A 16,132-nucleotide genomic window follows, 5' to 3' on the forward strand; every position below is an offset into this window, starting at 1 on the left:
TTAGAATTTAAGTCCTCCTTCGCGAGCACCTTCTGCTAATGATTTAACTCTACCGTGGTATAAATACCCACCTCTATCGAAAGTAATGGTTTCTACACCAGCTTTAATTGCTTTTTCTGCAATTAATTTCCCAACAGCTTGCGATACTTCATTTTTAGTACCTTCTGTTGTAACACCTTTATCTCTTGAAGAAGCTGCTGCAATAGTTTTACCATTTACATCATCGATTACTTGAGCATAAATTTCTTTATTACTTCTGTAAACAGACAATCTTGGTCTAGCCTCAGTTCCCGAAAGGTTTTTTCGGATTCTTCTTTTGATTTTATTTCTTCTCTTTTCTTTTGAAAATGCCATAACTACACTATTAAGCTGATTTACCTGCTTTTCTTCTAATTTGCTCTCCTACAAACTTGATACCTTTTCCTTTGTAAGGTTCTGGCGTACGGAAAGAACGAATTTTTGCTGCTACCTGACCAACTAATTGTTTGTCAAAAGAAGTTAATTTTATAACTGGATTCTTACCTTTTTCAGTAATTGTTTCCACTTTTACTTCTGGAGCTAAATCTATCACAATATTATGTGAAAAACCAACAGCTAAATCTAATTTTTGTCCTTGGTTAGAAGCTCTATATCCTACCCCTACCAATTCTAGTTCCTTAGTGAATCCTTCAGAAACACCTTTTACCATATTTTGAATTAAAGCTCTATAAAGACCATGCTTTGCTTTGAAATTCTTCTTTTCAGAAGATCTTTCTAAGATTACTTCGTTCTCTTCAACTTTAATATCTATATCAGAAAAGCTTTGGTTTAACTCTCCTAACTTTCCTTTTACAGTTACAACACCATCATTTACGTTTACCGTAACTCCTTCTGGAATTGAAACTGGACTTTTACCTATTCTTGACATAATTTTTGTCTTTTAAATATTAGTAAACGTAACAAAGTACTTCACCACCAACTTTTTCTTTCTTAGCTTGCTTACCTGTCATTACTCCGTGAGAAGTAGAAATGATAGCAATACCTAATCCATTCAAAATTCTAGGAAGCTCATCTGATCCTGCGTATTTACGCAATCCAGGTTTACTTATTCTTTGTAACTTCTTAATTACAGACTCTTTAGTTTCTTTATCATACTTAAGAGCTATTTTGATAGTACCTTGAGCGGTTTCATCTTCAAATTTGTAACTAAGGATATATCCTTGATCGAATAATATCTTCGTCATTTGCTTCTTTAAATTAGAAGCAGGAATTTCTACAACTCTATGACTAGCAGCCACAGCGTTTCTAATTCTTGTTAAATAATCTGCAATAGGATCTGTATTCATCTATCTTAATTTACGGTTGTGGTTTTCATTTTAGAACCTTCAACCTATTTATAATTTTACCAGCTGGCTTTTTTTACACCAGGAATTAATCCCTTATTAGCCATTTCTCTAAACATTACACGAGAAAGACCAAATTGTCTCATATATCCCTTTGGTCTACCTGTTAATTTACAACGGTTGTGTAAACGTACAGGAGAGGCATTTTTTGGTAACTTTTGTAACGCTTCATAATCACCAGCTTCTTTTAAAGCTTCGCGTTTTTCAGCATATTTTTTTACCGTTTTTTGTCTCTTCACCTCACGGGCTTTCATTGATTCTTTAGCCATAATTAATTCTTTTTAAAAGGTAATCCCAGTTCAGTTAACAATGATTTTGCTTCTTTATCTGTTGGTGCAGTCGTTACAAAAGTAATATCCATACCAGAGATTTTATTCACTTTATCGATATTAATTTCTGGGAAAATTATTTGCTCAGTAATTCCTAAGTTATAATTTCCTCTTCCGTCAAATCCAGTAGCCTTTATTCCGTTAAAATCACGTACACGTGGAAGTGAAGCCGTGATTAAACGATCTAAAAATTCATACATGCGATCTCCTCTTAACGTAACTTTTGCCCCAATTGGCATCCCTTTACGTAATTTAAATGAAGCAACATCCTTTTTAGATATTGTAGATACCGCTTTTTGACCTGTAATTGTAGAAAGTTCATCTACAGCATGATCAATTAGCTTTTTATCTGCAACAGCTGCTCCTACACCTCTACTAATAACAATTTTAGTAAGTTTAGGAACCTGCATTACATTCTCGTAACTAAATTCTTCTGTAAGAGCTTTAATGACCTTGTCTTTATACTCTTCTTTAAGTCTTGGTACGTAACTCATAACTAAATTACTTCATTAGATTTTTTAGAAAATCTCACTTTTTTATCTCCTTCCATTTTATATCCTACTCTCGTAGCATTACCATCTTTATCTAATAAAGAAAGGTTTGATATATGGATAGGTGCTTCTTTTTTCACAATGCCTCCTTGCGGATTAGATGCGCTTGGTTTCTCATGTTTTGAGATCATATTCACACCTTCAACAATTGCTTTATTTTTTTCAATTAATACTTTCTGTACTTTACCTTCTTGACCTTTATGATCACCAGCAACTACACGAACAGTATCTCCTGATTTGATTTTAAGCTTTGTCATTTTTTCTGTATTAAAGCACTTCAGGTGCCAATGATACAATCTTCATAAATTGCTTATCACGAAGTTCTCTGGCCACAGGACCAAATACACGTGTTCCTCTCATCTCACCCGTTGGGTTCAATAAAACACAAGCGTTATCATCAAAACGGATATAAGATCCGTCTGGACGACGCACTTCTTTTTTAGTACGAACAACAACCCCTGTAGAAACTGCACCTTTCTTAATGTTTCCATTAGGCGTAGCTTCTTTTACGCTGACAACTACTTTGTCACCAACAGAAGCATATCTCTTCTTTGTACCTCCCAATACTCTAATTACTAAAACTTCTTTAGCGCCGGTATTGTCTGCTACTCTTAATCTAGACTCTTGTTGTACCATAATTACTTCGCTCTTTCAATTATTTCTACCAATCTCCAACATTTAGATTTACTCATAGGTCTTGTTTCCATGATCCTAACTGTATCCCCTTCGTTGCAGTCATTTTTCTCGTCGTGTGCTACGTATTTCTTAGTCTTCAAAACGAACTTCCCATACATTGGGTGTTTCATTTTTTTAACCTCAGAAACCACAATAGATTTCTGCATTTTGTTACTAGTAACAACACCTATACGTTCTTTTCTTAAGTTTCTTTTTTCCATCTTACTTCAGCAGAATTATTGTAATTCTCTTTTTGTGATTTCTGTAGTCAAACGCGCAATAGTCCTTCTTACAGTTCTTAACTGAGCTGGATTATCTAAAGGCGTGATCGCGTGAGCCATCTTTAAATCTCTATAAGATTGTCTAGAGTTAGCCACTTGTTCCTGCAACTCAGCTACAGATAATTCTTTTACTTCTGATTGTTTCATAATTCAAAAATTATTCTTGATAATCTCTAGCTATTATAAATTTTGTTCTTACCGGTAATTTTTGAGCTGCTAAACGCAATGCTTCTTTAGCGATTGCTTGAGGCACCCCTCCAATTTCAAATAAAATTCTTCCCGGCTTAACAACTGCTGCCCAATACTCAACATTACCTTTACCTTTACCCATACGAACCTCTAAAGGCTTTTTAGTAATTGGCTTATCTGGGAAAATTTTGATCCATAGAGACCCTTCCCTTTTCATGTAACGAGTAGCTGCAATACGTGCTGCTTCAATTTGGCGTGCAGTAACAAAATTAGAGTCTAATGATTTGATTCCGAAAGTACCGTTTGAAAGTCTATGCCCTCTTCCGGCATTTCCCTTCATACGACCTTTTTGTTGCTTACGATATTTTGTTCTTTTAGGCTGTAACATTTCTTGTTCTTTAAAAAATTACTTTCTACGACGTGACTTGTTACCACCTCGTCCAGATCCAGATTTTCCTCCTTGCTTCTTAGACAATCCAACAAGTGGAGATAACTCTCTTTTTCCGTAAACCTCACCTTTCATGATCCATACTTTAATACCCAATCTACCATAAGTAGTATGAGCTTCCACTAAAGCATAGTCAATATCGGCTCTAAATGTAGAAAGAGGAATTCTACCATCTTTGTATGCTTCTGAACGTGCCATCTCTGCTCCGTTTAAACGACCAGAAATTTGGATTTTAATCCCTTCAGCATTCATTCGCATTGCAGCAGCAATAGCCATCTTAATTGCACGACGATAAGAAATTCTATTCTCAATTTGTCTTGCAACACTTGCTCCTACTAGGTGCGCATCTAATTCAGGTCTTTTGATTTCAAAAATATTAACCTGAACCTCTTTCCCAGTAATTTTCTTAAGCTCTTCTTTTAACTTGTCTACCTCTTGACCACCTTTTCCGATAATGATACCAGGTCTAGCAGTAGTGATAGTAACGGTTACAAGTTTAAGCGTACGCTCAATAATTACTCTAGATACACTAGCTTTAGAAAGACGAGCATGGATATACTTTCTAATCTTATCGTCTTCAGCTAATTTATCGCCGTAGTCATTTCCTCCGTACCAGTTAGATTCCCATCCACGAATGATACCAAGTCTATTTCCGATTGGATTTGTTTTTTGTCCCATACTACTTCTTAGCTTTGTGTATTATTTTTAGATCCCAACACTAATGTAACGTGGTTTGATCTTTTTCTTATTCTATGTGCTCTTCCTTGCGGAGCTGGACGAAGTCTTTTTAACATACTTCCACCATCCACACGAATTTCTTTTACAAACAACTCTGCTTCTTCTACACTCGCATCTTCATTTTTTGACTGCCAGTTAGCTATAGCTGACAACAAAAGTTTCTCTAATCTACGAGAAGCTTCTTTAGAATTGAATTTTAAGATTTGAAGCGCTTTCTCTACACCTTCACCTCTAACTAAATCCGCAACTAAACGCATTTTTCTAGGTGAAGTAGGGCAGTTATTTAGTTTTGCAAAAGCTATCTGCTTTTTAGCTTCCTTTATTTGCTCTGCTCTTTCTCTTTTACGAACTCCCATAGCTTCAATTATTTTTTACCTTTATTTTTCGCACCTGCGTGTCCTCTATAAGAACGTGTTGGTGAAAATTCTCCTAATTTATGACCTACCATATTCTCAGTTACATATACAGGAACAAATTGCTTCCCATTATGAACTCCTATAGTTTGCCCTACAAAATCTGGGGTAATCATCGAAGCACGAGACCAAGTCTTGATCACGGTTTTCTTTCCAGACTCAACATTTTGAGCAACTTTCTTCTCTAACTTATAGTGAACGTAAGGTCCTTTTTTTAATGAACGTGCCATATCTTATTATTTCTTTCTACGTTCTACAATATACTTATTACTCGACTTGGTTTTAGAACGAGTTCTGAAACCTTTAGCAGGAAGACCTTTTCTAGATCTTGGATGACCTCCAGAAGAACGCCCTTCTCCACCACCCATTGGGTGATCAACCGGGTTCATCACTACTGGTCTTGTTCTAGGCCTTCTTCCTAACCATCTACTTCTACCAGCTTTACCAGACACTAACAACTGATGATCACTGTTTGAAACAGCTCCTATCGTCGCCATACAGTCTGCTAAAATCATTCTAGTTTCACCAGAAGGAAGTTTCACTGTAGCATATTTCCCCTCTCTCGCCATTAATTGAGCAAAAGCACCTGCACTTCTAGCCATTACAGCTCCTTGCCCAGGACGCAACTCAATACAAGAAATAATAGTACCTAATGGTATTTGACGTAAAGGCATCGCATTTCCAATTTCTGTAGCAACATCTGAAGCTCCAGAAACTAAATTTTGACCTACCTGTAAACCGTTTTGAGCGATTACGTAACGCTTCTCACCATCTTGGTAATTTAATAACGCAATAAAAGCAGTTCTATTTGGATCGTATTCAATAGAAGCGACAGTAGCAGGAATACCTGACTTATCTCTCTTGAAATCGATCACACGATAACGCTTTTTATGACCACCACCAATATAGCGCATGGTCATTTTTCCTTGACTGTTTCTACCTCCAGATCTTTTGTTCGGAGCAAGTAAGCTCTTCTCCGGCTTATCAGTAGTAATGGCGTCATACCCATTAACTACTCTAAAACGCTGACCAGGAGTGATTGGTTTTAACTTTCTAACCGACATTCTCTAATTCTTAAAGATTAGTATATAAATCTATAGTTTCTCCTTCCGCCACCTGTACAATTGCTTTTTTATAAGCATTTGTTTTACCAGTTACAATTCCCGTTTTTGTATAACGAGTTTTGCGATTAGGACGGACATTAATTGTGCGAACTTTTTCAACCGAAACGCCATAAGCAGACTCAACTGCATCTTTAATTTCAATCTTGTTCGCCTTCTTATTTACAACAAATGCAAAACGATTGTTTAACTCACTATCGTTAGTTGCTTTTTCAGTAATAATAGGTTTTATTAAGATACTCATAACGTCTATTTACTCAAATTCGTTTCAATTCCTTCTAACGCACCTTCTAAAAGAACAACTTTCTTAGCATTAAGTATTTTGTAAGTACTTAATTCAGAGATAGTTATAACTTCAGAGGTTTTTAAATTGCGTGATGACAAATATACATTTTTATTTGAATCACCCAACACTATAAGAGATTTTTTGTTATCTGCACCTAATCCCTTTAAAACTTCAATTAAGTTTTTGGTTTTCGGAGCGTCAAAATTAAAATCTTCAACAACAACAATTTCGTTGTTTTTTGCTTTTTGACTAAGAACTGATTTACGCGCTAAACGCTTTAAGTTCTTATTCAATTTAAAGCCGTAATTTCTTGGTCTTGGTCCGAACATACGTCCACCACCTTTAAAAATACCAGATTTAATACTACCAGCTCTAGCGGTACCTGTACCCTTTTGCTTTTTAATCTTTCTAGTACTTCCAGTAATTTCTGCTCTTTCTTTAGCTTTATGCGTTCCTTGTCTTTGATTAGCCAAGTATTGCTTAACATCTAAATAAACAGCATGATCATTAGGCTCTATTCCAAAAACAGCGTCAGAAAGGTTTGCCTCTCTACCTGTTTCTTTTCCTTTAATATCTACAACTGCTACTTTCATTACTTCTGAATAGTTACGTAAGCGTTTTTATGACCTGGAACACATCCTTTAACGATGATTAAATTCTTATCAGTCACAACCTTTAACACTTTAAGATTTTGTACTTTCACTTTTTCTCCTCCCATTCTTCCAGCCATACGCATTCCTTTGAATACTCTCGCAGGATATGACGCAGCACCAATAGAACCTGGAGCTCTTAAACGGTTATGTTGACCGTGAGTTGCTTGACCAACACCACCAAAACCGTGTCTTTTAACAACACCTTGAAAACCTTTTCCTTTAGAAGTACCTGCTACATCAACAAATTCTCCTTCAGCAAAATGCTCTACAGTGACTTCGTCACCTAATTTGTGTTCACTTTTAAATCCTTGGAACTCGACAACTTTGCGTTTAGCAACAGTACCAGCTTTCTTAAAGTGCCCTTGGGCAGCTTTTGTAGCAGCTTTGTCTGATTTGTCATCGAAACCAAGTTGAAGTGCTTCATACCCGTCAACCTCTGTGGTTCTGACTTGGGTAACTACACATGGTCCAGCTTGAATAACGGTACAAGGAATATTTTTCCCGTTCTCGTCAAAAATGCTGGTCATGCCGATTTTTTTTCCTATTAACCCAGACATAATTATTAATTGATTTAAATTATTTATTTAAAAGTATTCAGGATTGAAAATACTTTCCAATCCTGAATGTATTTTTCCGTTTTTCCTTCGCACGAAGCTCTGGACATGTTGTACTGAATATTTCAGTAACTTAATTCGATCAGACTTTGATCTCTACTTCAACACCACTAGGTAATTCTAATTTCATCAACGCATCAATCGTTTTTGAAGAAGAACTATAAATATCTAATAGTCTTTTGTAAGAACTAAGTTGAAATTGCTCTCTCGCTTTTTTGTTAACGTGAGGAGAACGCAATACGGTAAATATTTTTTTGTGTGTTGGTAACGGAATTGGACCCGTCACTACAGCACCAGTAGTTTTTACTGTTTTTACAATCTTCTCAGCAGATTTGTCTACCAAGTTATAATCGTAAGATTTTAATTTTATTCTGATTTTCTGACTCATGTTACTTGATATTAGTCGTTAGCTCCTTTTGCTGCTTTAATTACTTCTTCAGAAATATTTGAAGGAGTTTCAGCATAGTGAGAAAATTCCATTGTAGAAGTTGCTCTACCTGAAGATAAAGTTCTTAACGTAGTTACATAACCAAACATTTCTGATAATGGCACTTCTGCTTTAATTACTTTAGCACCAGATCTGTCTGACATATCATTAACTTGACCTCTTCTTTTATTAAGGTCACCAACGATATCCCCCATGTTTTCTTCTGGAGTAACTACTTCGTTTTTCATAATTGGCTCAAGAATTACAGCCCCAGCTTTCTTAGCTGCTGCTTTGTAACCCATTTTTGCTGCCAATTCGAATGATAACTGATCAGAATCTACAGGGTGAAAAGAACCATCTTTTAAAACAACCTTTAAAGAATCCATTTGGAATCCAGCTAAAGGTCCGTTTTTCATTGCTTGAGTAAATCCTTTTTCCACAGAAGGGATAAATTCTTTAGGAATACGACCTCCTTTAATTTCATCAACAAACTGTAAACCAGTTCCTTCAAAATCACTATCAATAGGCCCCATCTCAAATACAATGTCTGCGAACTTACCACGACCACCAGATTGTTTCTTATAAACTTCTCTGTGCTCTGCAGGTCTAGTTACAGCTTCTTTATATTCTACTTGTGGCTCACCTTCGTTTACCTCTACTTTAAATTCTCTTTTTAAACGATCTACTAAAATCTCAATATGCAATTCTCCCATACCAGAAATAATAGTTTGACCTGAAGCTTCGTCTGTTTTTACAACGAATGTAGGATCTTCTTCAGCTAATTTAGCTAAAGCCATACCCATTTTATCAACATCTGCTTTAGTTTTTGGCTCTACCGCAATACCAATTACTGGTGCTGGGAAAGTCATTGATTCTAAAACAATAGGGTGATCTAAATCTGTTAACGTATCACCAGTTTTAATATCTTTAAAACCTACAGCTGCTCCAATATCTCCAGCCTCGATTCTATCGATAGGCTCCTGCTTATTAGAGTGCATTTGATACATTCTTGAAATTCTTTCTTTTTTACCAGATCTGTTATTTAAAACATATGACCCAGCATCTAAAGTACCTGAGTAAGTTCTAAAGAAAGCTAAACGACCTACGAAAGGATCGGTTGCAATTTTAAAAGCTAATGCAGAAAATGGAGAATCAACATTTGGCTTACGAGATTCCTCTTCTCCTGTCTCAGGGTTAGTTCCTTCAATTGCCTCAATATCTACAGGAGATGGCAAGTAACGCATCACTGCATCTAACATAGCCTGAACTCCTTTATTTTTGAAAGCAGAACCACACATCATAGGGATAATAGACATATCGATAGTTGCCGCTCTTAAAGCTGCAATAATCTCATCTTCAGTAATAGAGTCTTCATCTTCGAAAAACTTCTCCATCAACTGCTCATCATACTCTGCTACAGCCTCAACTAACTGAGTTCTGTACATATTTACATCATCCATCAACTCTGCAGGAATTTCAACTTCCTCATAAGTCATACCGTGATCCTCATCATTCCAAATAATTGCTTTTTTTGAAATCAAATCAACCACACCTCTAAAATCCATTTCTTCACCAATTGGCACTTGCAATGGAACAGGGTTACCCCCTAACATTTCTCTAACTTGCTTACACACGTTAAAGAAGTCTGAACCTTGACGGTCCATTTTATTTACGAATCCTAATCTAGGAACTCTATATTTATCGGCTTGTCTCCAAACTGTTTCAGATTGAGGCTCAACACCATCAACTGCACTAAATAAGGCAACAACACCATCCAATACACGCAAAGAACGCTCTACCTCTACGGTAAAATCAACGTGTCCAGGAGTATCAATAATGTTTACAGTAAACTCTGTATCACGATACATCCAAGTACAGTGCGTAGCAGCAGAAGTAATTGTAATACCTCTTTCTTGCTCTTGCTCCATCCAGTCCATAGTAGCAGCTCCATCATGAACCTCCCCTATCTTATGACTAATACCTGTATAGTAAAGAATACGCTCGGTAGTTGTAGTTTTTCCCGCATCAATATGCGCCGCAATACCAATATTTCTTGTATATTTTAAATCTCTTTGTGCCATTTTATCTAGAATCTAAAGTGTGAGAATGCTTTATTTGCTTCCGCCATTCTGTGCGTATCTACTCTTTTCTTAACCGCAGCACCTTCTTCTTTAGCAGCAGCTAAAACTTCAGCAGCTAACTTTGCAGCCATTCCTTTCTCATTACGCTTACGCGCGAAAGAAATTAACCACTTCATCGCAGTAGAAACTTTACGGTCTGGCCTAATCTGCATCGGGATCTGAAAGGTTGCACCACCAACACGTCTACTTCTCACTTCTACGTGAGGCATAACGTTTGATAAAGCATCTTTCCACAACTCTAAAGCAGTTTTTTCTTCGTCTTGATTTTTCTCTTCTACAATAGCAATCGCATCATAGAAAATCTTAAAAGCAACTGATTTTTTACCATCCCACATCATCATGTTAACGAAACGCGTCACTAACTGATCATTGAATTTTGGATCTGGTAAAAGAGGTCTCTTTTTTGCCTGTCTTTTTCTCATGTCTTCTCTTTAAAAGTTGTTAATTACTTCTTAGGGCGTTTTGCACCGTACTTAGATCTTCTTTGCGTTCTACCTTCAACACCTGCGGTATCTAAAGCTCCACGAACGATATGATATCTAACACCTGGTAAATCTTTTACCCTTCCACCTCTAACTAATACTATCGAGTGCTCCTGTAGATTGTGACCCTCACCTGGGATATATGCGTTCACCTCTTTACCATTTGTCAACCTTACCCTTGCTACTTTACGCATAGCCGAGTTAGGTTTCTTTGGCGTAGTGGTATAAACACGCGTACAAACCCCACGTCTTTGTGGACACGAATCTAAAGCAGCCGATTTACTCTTCTTAGTTATTTTGGCTCTTCCTTTTCGTACTAATTGTGAAATTGTTGGCATAATTTCTTCTACACTAATTATGTTAAAAAATATTTCCCCTATTTTTAGGGTTTGCAAATGTAGAAATTAATTTGAAGTATTCAAATTATAAATGATTAATTTTCAGTAAGATTTCAATTCCTAGAAAAATGTACGCTATTTTCTTTTTATCTTCGTTATCCTAAAAAACAATCCTTGAGGTCAAGACATATTATTTATATATTCATTTTTTTTAGCTATAGTTTTTGTAACAGCCAAGAGCTTTCATTGCTATTTTTCAGCGAAAGCGAAGATGAAGAGACTATCATAAATAACATTAATTACAAAAAAGACCATCCCAACGTAATTTCTATAAAAAACTCCTTAGCGAATTTTAAATATCAACTATATAAGCGCGGTTATATCGATGCAGAAATCTCAAGAAAGATTAATCTAGAAAAAAAACAAAGCTACAGCTACAAGGTTTCGTTGAATAAAAAATACAACTCTATTTATATAGAAATCCCAGACACTTTCTCAAAAGAAGCAAAAGACAAATTATTTAATGTAATCAACAAAAACAACCAAACTAGAATAGATTTAGAAAACCTAGAAAACAAACTCTACGAAATAAATAATTTTTTAGCCAATCAAGGAAAACCTTTTACCTATTCTGAGATTTCTGAAATTTCAAAAAAAAATGATTCTCTTATCGGAAAGTTAACCGGAAATGAATCTAACACTCGCAACATAACCCATATCGAAATTAGAGGATATGATAAATTTCCAAAAAGCTACATTCGTCATTATTTAAATTTAAAAGAGGGACAAATTTTCAACAAACAACTTATAAACGAAAAAGTTGAACGTATCGAAAATTTAAGCTTTAGCGAATCCACCAGAAAACCCGAGGTATTATTTCAAAAAGACTCTACCACTGTTTTTTTATATTTAAAAAAGAGAAACAGCAACAATTTTGATGGATATATTGGTTTTGCAACTAATGAAGAAACCAACAATCTTGAATTTAACGGATATTTAAATCTTCAGTTAGAGAATAATTTTAATAGCGGAGAAAAACTGAACATTTTATACAGAAATGACGGAGAGCAACAATTAGAATTTGACGCAAAGCTAGAGGTCCCGTATTTATTTAACACTCCATTAGGCATTGAATTAAATTTAAACCTCTTTAAAAGAGACTCCACTTACACAAACACCATACAAAGCGTAAAAGCAAATTACCAACTTAACCCTAACATTAAAATAAATACCGGTTATTATTCTGAAATTTCAAACAACCTACAAAACGAAAACATTATTTCTACGAATGAGGATTTTGAAAGCAAAAGACTTTTACTAGGAGGAGATATATTTTTCAAACGATACAGAACTTTCTTTTTTAAAAGGAATTCTTTTTTAAAAACCGAAATTGGAATCGGTCATCGAAAAACAGAAATAAAAAAAGAACCACAACAACTCTACAAAATCGAAGCTAATTACCAATACTTAATTAATAACCGGAATGCAATTTTTATCAGAAACAGCTCTTCGTTTTTAAATTCTGACAACTATCTAAATAATGAACTCCCCCGTCTTGGCGGAATTAATACCATAAGAGGATTTGAAGAAAACAGTATCAACTCTAACCTCTACAGCTCATTCCAACTAGAATATCAATACCTTTTATCTCTAGCAATTTACGCTCACACCATTACAGACATCACCTACCTTGAAACCCCTGAAATACAAAATGCCGAAAACCTTATAAGTTTAGGTTTTGGATTAGGACTCCAAACCAAAGTAGGAAATTTGAGACTTATGTTTGCCAACGGAAAAACAAGTGACCAAAATTTTGACTTCAACAACACCAAAGTTCACCTTCAACTATCAGCAACCTTTTAACATTTAGGTAGAAATATTAGATATATCACAAACAAAAACTAAATTTTAAAGGAAAATAGTTGTGTAATTAAGTTTTTATTAAGATTTTTGGCTTTGGCTAATTCAAATAAATTATAAAAATGAGAACAAAGTTTAGTGGAATTTTAACGCTACTACTAGCGTTTGTCGTGCAACTTACGTTTGCACAAGAAAAAACAATTTCCGGTGTGGTGTCCGATGATCAAGGACTACCATTACCAGGAGTTAACATTATTATTAAAGGAACTTCCTCAGGAACTCAAACAGGTTTTGACGGAGATTATAACTTACAAGCTTCCCAAGGTGATGTTTTGGTATTTAGCTATATAGGTTTCGAATCTCAAGAAGTCCCTGTTGGAGCTGCAAGTTCTTACGACGTTACAATGAAAGCAGGTAATACGCTTGACGATGTTGTAATTAATGTACTTGGTACAAAAAGAAAAGTAGACGAGCTTGTAAGTGCTAACCAAGTGGTAAGCTCAGAAGAACTTACACAGGCAAACAACCCTAATGCAGTGGTTGGTCTTGCAGGTAAGGTTTCTGGTTTACAAATTAACACTACAAACAGTGGTGTTGAACAAAACACAAGAATCGTACTTAGAGGTAACAGATCTTTAACAGGAAACAACGAAGCATTAATTGTAATTGACGGAGTTATATCTACTTCTCAAGTTTTTACTGCTTTAGACCCTAACGTTATTGAATCTATTAACGTTATTAAAGGTGCGAATGGTGCCGCTCTTTACGGTTCTCAAGGTGCAAATGGTGTAATATCTATTACTACTAAGCAAGGTACTGGTGATGGCGGTAAATTAAAAGTTGACTTCGCTTCGACTACAACTTTTGAAGATGTAGCTTATTTACCACAAAGACAGACTCGTTATGGTCAAGGTTGGAATGGTGAGCAAGTATCTTATGAAAATGGTGCTTGGGGTCCAGAAATTGATGGAACAAACCCTATGGTTCCTGTAGGTTTACCACAAGAAGATGGTACTTATAGATATTTCCCTTACAAAGCAGATGCTGATAACTTAAAAGATTTCTTTAAAACGGGGACATCTTTCCAAAATACAGTAACTGTTTCTGGAGGTACTGCTAAAGATGGTTATGCATTTTTATCTGCAGGTAAAGTAGATCAAGAATTTGTTGTTGAAGACGATATCGCTGATAGAACATCTATCAACTTTAAAGCTGGTAAAGAGTTCGGGAAATGGAGTCTATCTGGTAATGCTACTTATATTACTAGCAAAACCGAAACTACAAATGGTGGTTTATATGAAGATTTATTACAAACTGCTACTACAATTCCTGTAGGAGAATTTACTAGTTCTAATTTACAAGATCACTGGACTTCTTATTACAGAAACCCAAATTGGATTAGAGAAAACGAAAGAAATACTTCTAGATACGATATCTTTACTGGTATTGCTAATATTGGATTTCAATTTAACGACAATATCTCTGCAAGATATACAGCTAACATAAGAACTAGACAAACTAATAGTAGATCTTACGTAAATGGTTATATTGATACAGAAAATATTGGTGGTGGAGATTTCACTACTCAATCTCAATTTTCTACTAATAACACGGCTTTAAGAAATTTCTACTCAGATTTAATTATTAGTTTCGACTATATGCTTAATGATGATTTAAATTTAAAGGTAGATCTTGGGAACAACCTTAGAGATAACCTTTTCACAACTACAGCTGTTGGAGGTACTCCTACTACCCTTCCTGGTTTCTATAATGCAGATAACATCGAAGGAACACCTACTGTATCTAATGGATACACAAGATCTAGAACATATTCTTATTTTGGAAAAGCAACATTAGGATACAAAGACTTTGTATTTTTTGATGTTACTGGACGTAATGACAAAACTTCTGTATTATCACAAGATAACAATAGTTTCTTTTACCCAAGTGCTGGTTTATCTTTAATTTTAACTAAAGCTATTCCAAGTCTTAAAGGGGATATCTTAAATTATGCGAAAATCTCTGGAGGTTTTGCAAGAGTTGGTAACGCAGTTGTTAGCGCTTATGATATTAACGATATTTATGTACAACCTGCTGGTTACCCATATGGAGGATTAAACTCTTTCTTACCATCAGTAACAGTAGCTGATCCTAATTTAGAGAACGAATTCTTAAACTCTACAGAGATTAACTTAAACTTAGGTTTCTTTAATGATAGAATTACGTTAGATGGATCTGCTTTTATGTCTAAAAACGAAAATCAAATTGTTACAGCCAGTTCATCTTCTGCTTCTGGAATCTTAAATTCTAGACAAAATTTAGGAGAAACTGAGACTAAAGGTTTTGAGGTTGACTTAGGATTTACACCTATTAAAACAGAAAATTTTAGATGGAATGCAAGATTATCATATTCTACAAATGAAACTGAAGTAATTAAAGTTAGTGAAACTGCAAGTGAAGTTGCATTAGCACAATACAGTTCAGGTGGTGGTGGAATAGGAATTTTCGCTATTGAAGGTGAAAACTTCCCTACTATTAAAGGTTCTGGTTACCAAAGAGATCCTGAAGGTAGAGTTGTTATCAATCCTGCAACAGGAGTTCCTGTAGTTGATTCTGAATTGAAAAATTTAGGGACTTCTAATCCAGATTATATTCTTGGTTTAAACACTTCATTTGAATATAAAGGATTAAGATTATCTGCAACAATGGACTATAGAACAGGTCACCAGTTCTTCTCTGGAGCTAAATCTTGGTTATCTTGGAGTGGTCACTTAATCGAGTCTGCTCAAAATGGTCGTAGAGGGTTTATATATCCTAACTCTGTAATTGAAAATCCTGATGGTTCTTTCACTCCAAACACTAGTGTACTTACGGGTGGAACTACATATGCTAACTATTTAAGTTATTTCCAAGATCAATACTATTCTGTTAATGAAAACTTCGTTTTAGATGCTACTGCATTTAAATTAAGAGAGCTTGCATTAAGCTATTCATTACCAAGCAAATTATTAGAAAGCACTAGCTTTCAAGCTGTAAGTTTAGGTTTAGTTGCTAGAAACATTTTAACTGTTCTTCCTAAAGAAAATAGAGGTTATAATGATCCTGAAACATCTAATACAACTGGTAACGATCAAGGTATCGCAGCGGTATCACAATACCCTGTAACTAGATCTTTAGGTTTCACATTAAACTTATCTTTCTAAA

23 protein-coding genes are annotated in these 16,132 nt (G+C 35.3%); 2 read left to right on the top strand and 21 right to left on the bottom strand.

What is annotated here, in order from left to right; all coding sequences use genetic code 11:
- The 21 genes from rplR to rpsL form a co-directional block, all read right to left on the bottom strand.
- Positions 1-354, bottom strand: a complete 354-nt coding sequence (gene rplR / locus LX95_RS12905; protein WP_111541878.1) for a 50S ribosomal protein L18 — start codon at positions 352-354, stop codon at positions 1-3.
- 10 nt (positions 355-364) lie between these two features.
- On the bottom strand, positions 365-907 hold the full coding sequence (gene rplF, locus LX95_RS12910; protein ID WP_111541879.1) for a 50S ribosomal protein L6: 543 nt from the start codon (positions 905-907) through the stop codon (positions 365-367).
- A 19-nt stretch (positions 908-926) separates the two neighbouring features.
- Positions 927-1,325: a 30S ribosomal protein S8 gene (gene rpsH, locus LX95_RS12915; protein WP_111541880.1), complete on the bottom strand. Its 399-nt coding sequence runs from the start codon at positions 1,323-1,325 to the stop codon at positions 927-929.
- Positions 1,326-1,381: 56 nt separating this feature from the next.
- Positions 1,382-1,651: a 30S ribosomal protein S14 gene (rpsN, locus tag LX95_RS12920; RefSeq protein WP_111541881.1), complete on the bottom strand. Its 270-nt coding sequence runs from the start codon at positions 1,649-1,651 to the stop codon at positions 1,382-1,384.
- A 2-nt stretch (positions 1,652-1,653) separates the two neighbouring features.
- Positions 1,654-2,205 (bottom strand): 50S ribosomal protein L5, encoded by a 552-nt coding sequence (gene rplE / locus LX95_RS12925; protein ID WP_111541882.1) that lies wholly within the window; start codon positions 2,203-2,205, stop codon positions 1,654-1,656.
- A 2-nt stretch (positions 2,206-2,207) separates the two neighbouring features.
- On the bottom strand, positions 2,208-2,519 hold the full coding sequence (gene rplX / locus LX95_RS12930; RefSeq protein ID WP_111541883.1) for a 50S ribosomal protein L24: 312 nt from the start codon (positions 2,517-2,519) through the stop codon (positions 2,208-2,210).
- Between the two features lie 10 nt (positions 2,520-2,529).
- Entirely contained in the window at positions 2,530-2,898 is a 369-nt protein-coding gene (gene rplN / locus LX95_RS12935; RefSeq protein ID WP_111541884.1) for a 50S ribosomal protein L14, read from the bottom strand.
- A gap of 2 nt (positions 2,899-2,900) precedes the next feature.
- The gene (gene rpsQ, locus LX95_RS12940; RefSeq protein ID WP_111541885.1) at positions 2,901-3,158 is read right to left on the bottom strand and encodes a 30S ribosomal protein S17; all 258 of its coding nucleotides are present in this window, start codon (positions 3,156-3,158) and stop codon (positions 2,901-2,903) included.
- A 15-nt stretch (positions 3,159-3,173) separates the two neighbouring features.
- Positions 3,174-3,365, bottom strand: a complete 192-nt coding sequence (rpmC, locus tag LX95_RS12945) for a 50S ribosomal protein L29 (protein ID WP_111541886.1) — start codon at positions 3,363-3,365, stop codon at positions 3,174-3,176.
- Between the two features lie 10 nt (positions 3,366-3,375).
- Positions 3,376-3,795 (bottom strand): 50S ribosomal protein L16, encoded by a 420-nt coding sequence (rplP, locus tag LX95_RS12950; protein ID WP_111541887.1) that lies wholly within the window; start codon positions 3,793-3,795, stop codon positions 3,376-3,378.
- Positions 3,796-3,813: 18 nt separating this feature from the next.
- Positions 3,814-4,533 carry a 30S ribosomal protein S3 gene (rpsC, locus tag LX95_RS12955; protein ID WP_111541888.1) on the bottom strand — a complete coding sequence of 240 codons (720 nt, stop codon included), beginning with the start codon at positions 4,531-4,533 and terminating at the stop codon, positions 3,814-3,816.
- An 8-nt stretch (positions 4,534-4,541) separates the two neighbouring features.
- Positions 4,542-4,949 (bottom strand): 50S ribosomal protein L22, encoded by a 408-nt coding sequence (gene rplV, locus LX95_RS12960; protein ID WP_111541889.1) that lies wholly within the window; start codon positions 4,947-4,949, stop codon positions 4,542-4,544.
- Between the two features lie 8 nt (positions 4,950-4,957).
- Positions 4,958-5,236 (bottom strand): 30S ribosomal protein S19, encoded by a 279-nt coding sequence (rpsS, locus tag LX95_RS12965; RefSeq protein WP_111541890.1) that lies wholly within the window; start codon positions 5,234-5,236, stop codon positions 4,958-4,960.
- Positions 5,237-5,242: 6 nt separating this feature from the next.
- On the bottom strand, positions 5,243-6,070 hold the full coding sequence (gene rplB, locus LX95_RS12970) for a 50S ribosomal protein L2 (protein WP_111541891.1): 828 nt from the start codon (positions 6,068-6,070) through the stop codon (positions 5,243-5,245).
- Positions 6,071-6,080: 10 nt separating this feature from the next.
- Positions 6,081-6,371, bottom strand: a complete 291-nt coding sequence (gene rplW / locus LX95_RS12975) for a 50S ribosomal protein L23 (RefSeq protein ID WP_111541892.1) — start codon at positions 6,369-6,371, stop codon at positions 6,081-6,083.
- 5 nt (positions 6,372-6,376) lie between these two features.
- Entirely contained in the window at positions 6,377-7,006 is a 630-nt protein-coding gene (rplD, locus tag LX95_RS12980; RefSeq protein ID WP_111541893.1) for a 50S ribosomal protein L4, read from the bottom strand.
- Positions 7,006-7,623 (bottom strand): 50S ribosomal protein L3, encoded by a 618-nt coding sequence (rplC, locus tag LX95_RS12985; RefSeq protein ID WP_111541894.1) that lies wholly within the window; start codon positions 7,621-7,623, stop codon positions 7,006-7,008. The genes rplD and rplC overlap by 1 nt, the downstream gene beginning before the upstream one ends.
- Before the next feature lie 139 nt (positions 7,624-7,762).
- The gene (gene rpsJ / locus LX95_RS12990; protein WP_111541895.1) at positions 7,763-8,068 is read right to left on the bottom strand and encodes a 30S ribosomal protein S10; all 306 of its coding nucleotides are present in this window, start codon (positions 8,066-8,068) and stop codon (positions 7,763-7,765) included.
- An 11-nt stretch (positions 8,069-8,079) separates the two neighbouring features.
- Positions 8,080-10,188, bottom strand: a complete 2,109-nt coding sequence (fusA, locus tag LX95_RS12995) for an elongation factor G (RefSeq protein WP_111541896.1) — start codon at positions 10,186-10,188, stop codon at positions 8,080-8,082.
- 5 nt (positions 10,189-10,193) lie between these two features.
- Positions 10,194-10,670 carry a 30S ribosomal protein S7 gene (rpsG, locus tag LX95_RS13000; RefSeq protein WP_111541897.1) on the bottom strand — a complete coding sequence of 159 codons (477 nt, stop codon included), beginning with the start codon at positions 10,668-10,670 and terminating at the stop codon, positions 10,194-10,196.
- Positions 10,671-10,693: 23 nt separating this feature from the next.
- Positions 10,694-11,068 (bottom strand): 30S ribosomal protein S12, encoded by a 375-nt coding sequence (gene rpsL, locus LX95_RS13005; protein ID WP_010230128.1) that lies wholly within the window; start codon positions 11,066-11,068, stop codon positions 10,694-10,696.
- 246 nt (positions 11,069-11,314) lie between these two features.
- Here rpsL and LX95_RS13010 point away from each other — a divergent pair, with 246 nt between their 5' ends.
- Together LX95_RS13010 and LX95_RS13015 are read left to right on the top strand one after the other, a co-directional pair.
- Entirely contained in the window at positions 11,315-12,931 is a 1,617-nt protein-coding gene (locus LX95_RS13010; RefSeq protein WP_170116619.1) for a POTRA domain-containing protein, read from the top strand.
- Positions 12,932-13,050: 119 nt separating this feature from the next.
- Positions 13,051-16,131, top strand: a complete 3,081-nt coding sequence (locus LX95_RS13015; RefSeq protein ID WP_111541899.1) for a SusC/RagA family TonB-linked outer membrane protein — start codon at positions 13,051-13,053, stop codon at positions 16,129-16,131.
- Position 16,132: the final 1 nt, after the last annotated feature.

This window comes from Mesonia algae (assembly GCF_003253545.1).
In the GTDB taxonomy this organism is placed as follows: domain Bacteria; phylum Bacteroidota; class Bacteroidia; order Flavobacteriales; family Flavobacteriaceae; genus Mesonia; species Mesonia algae.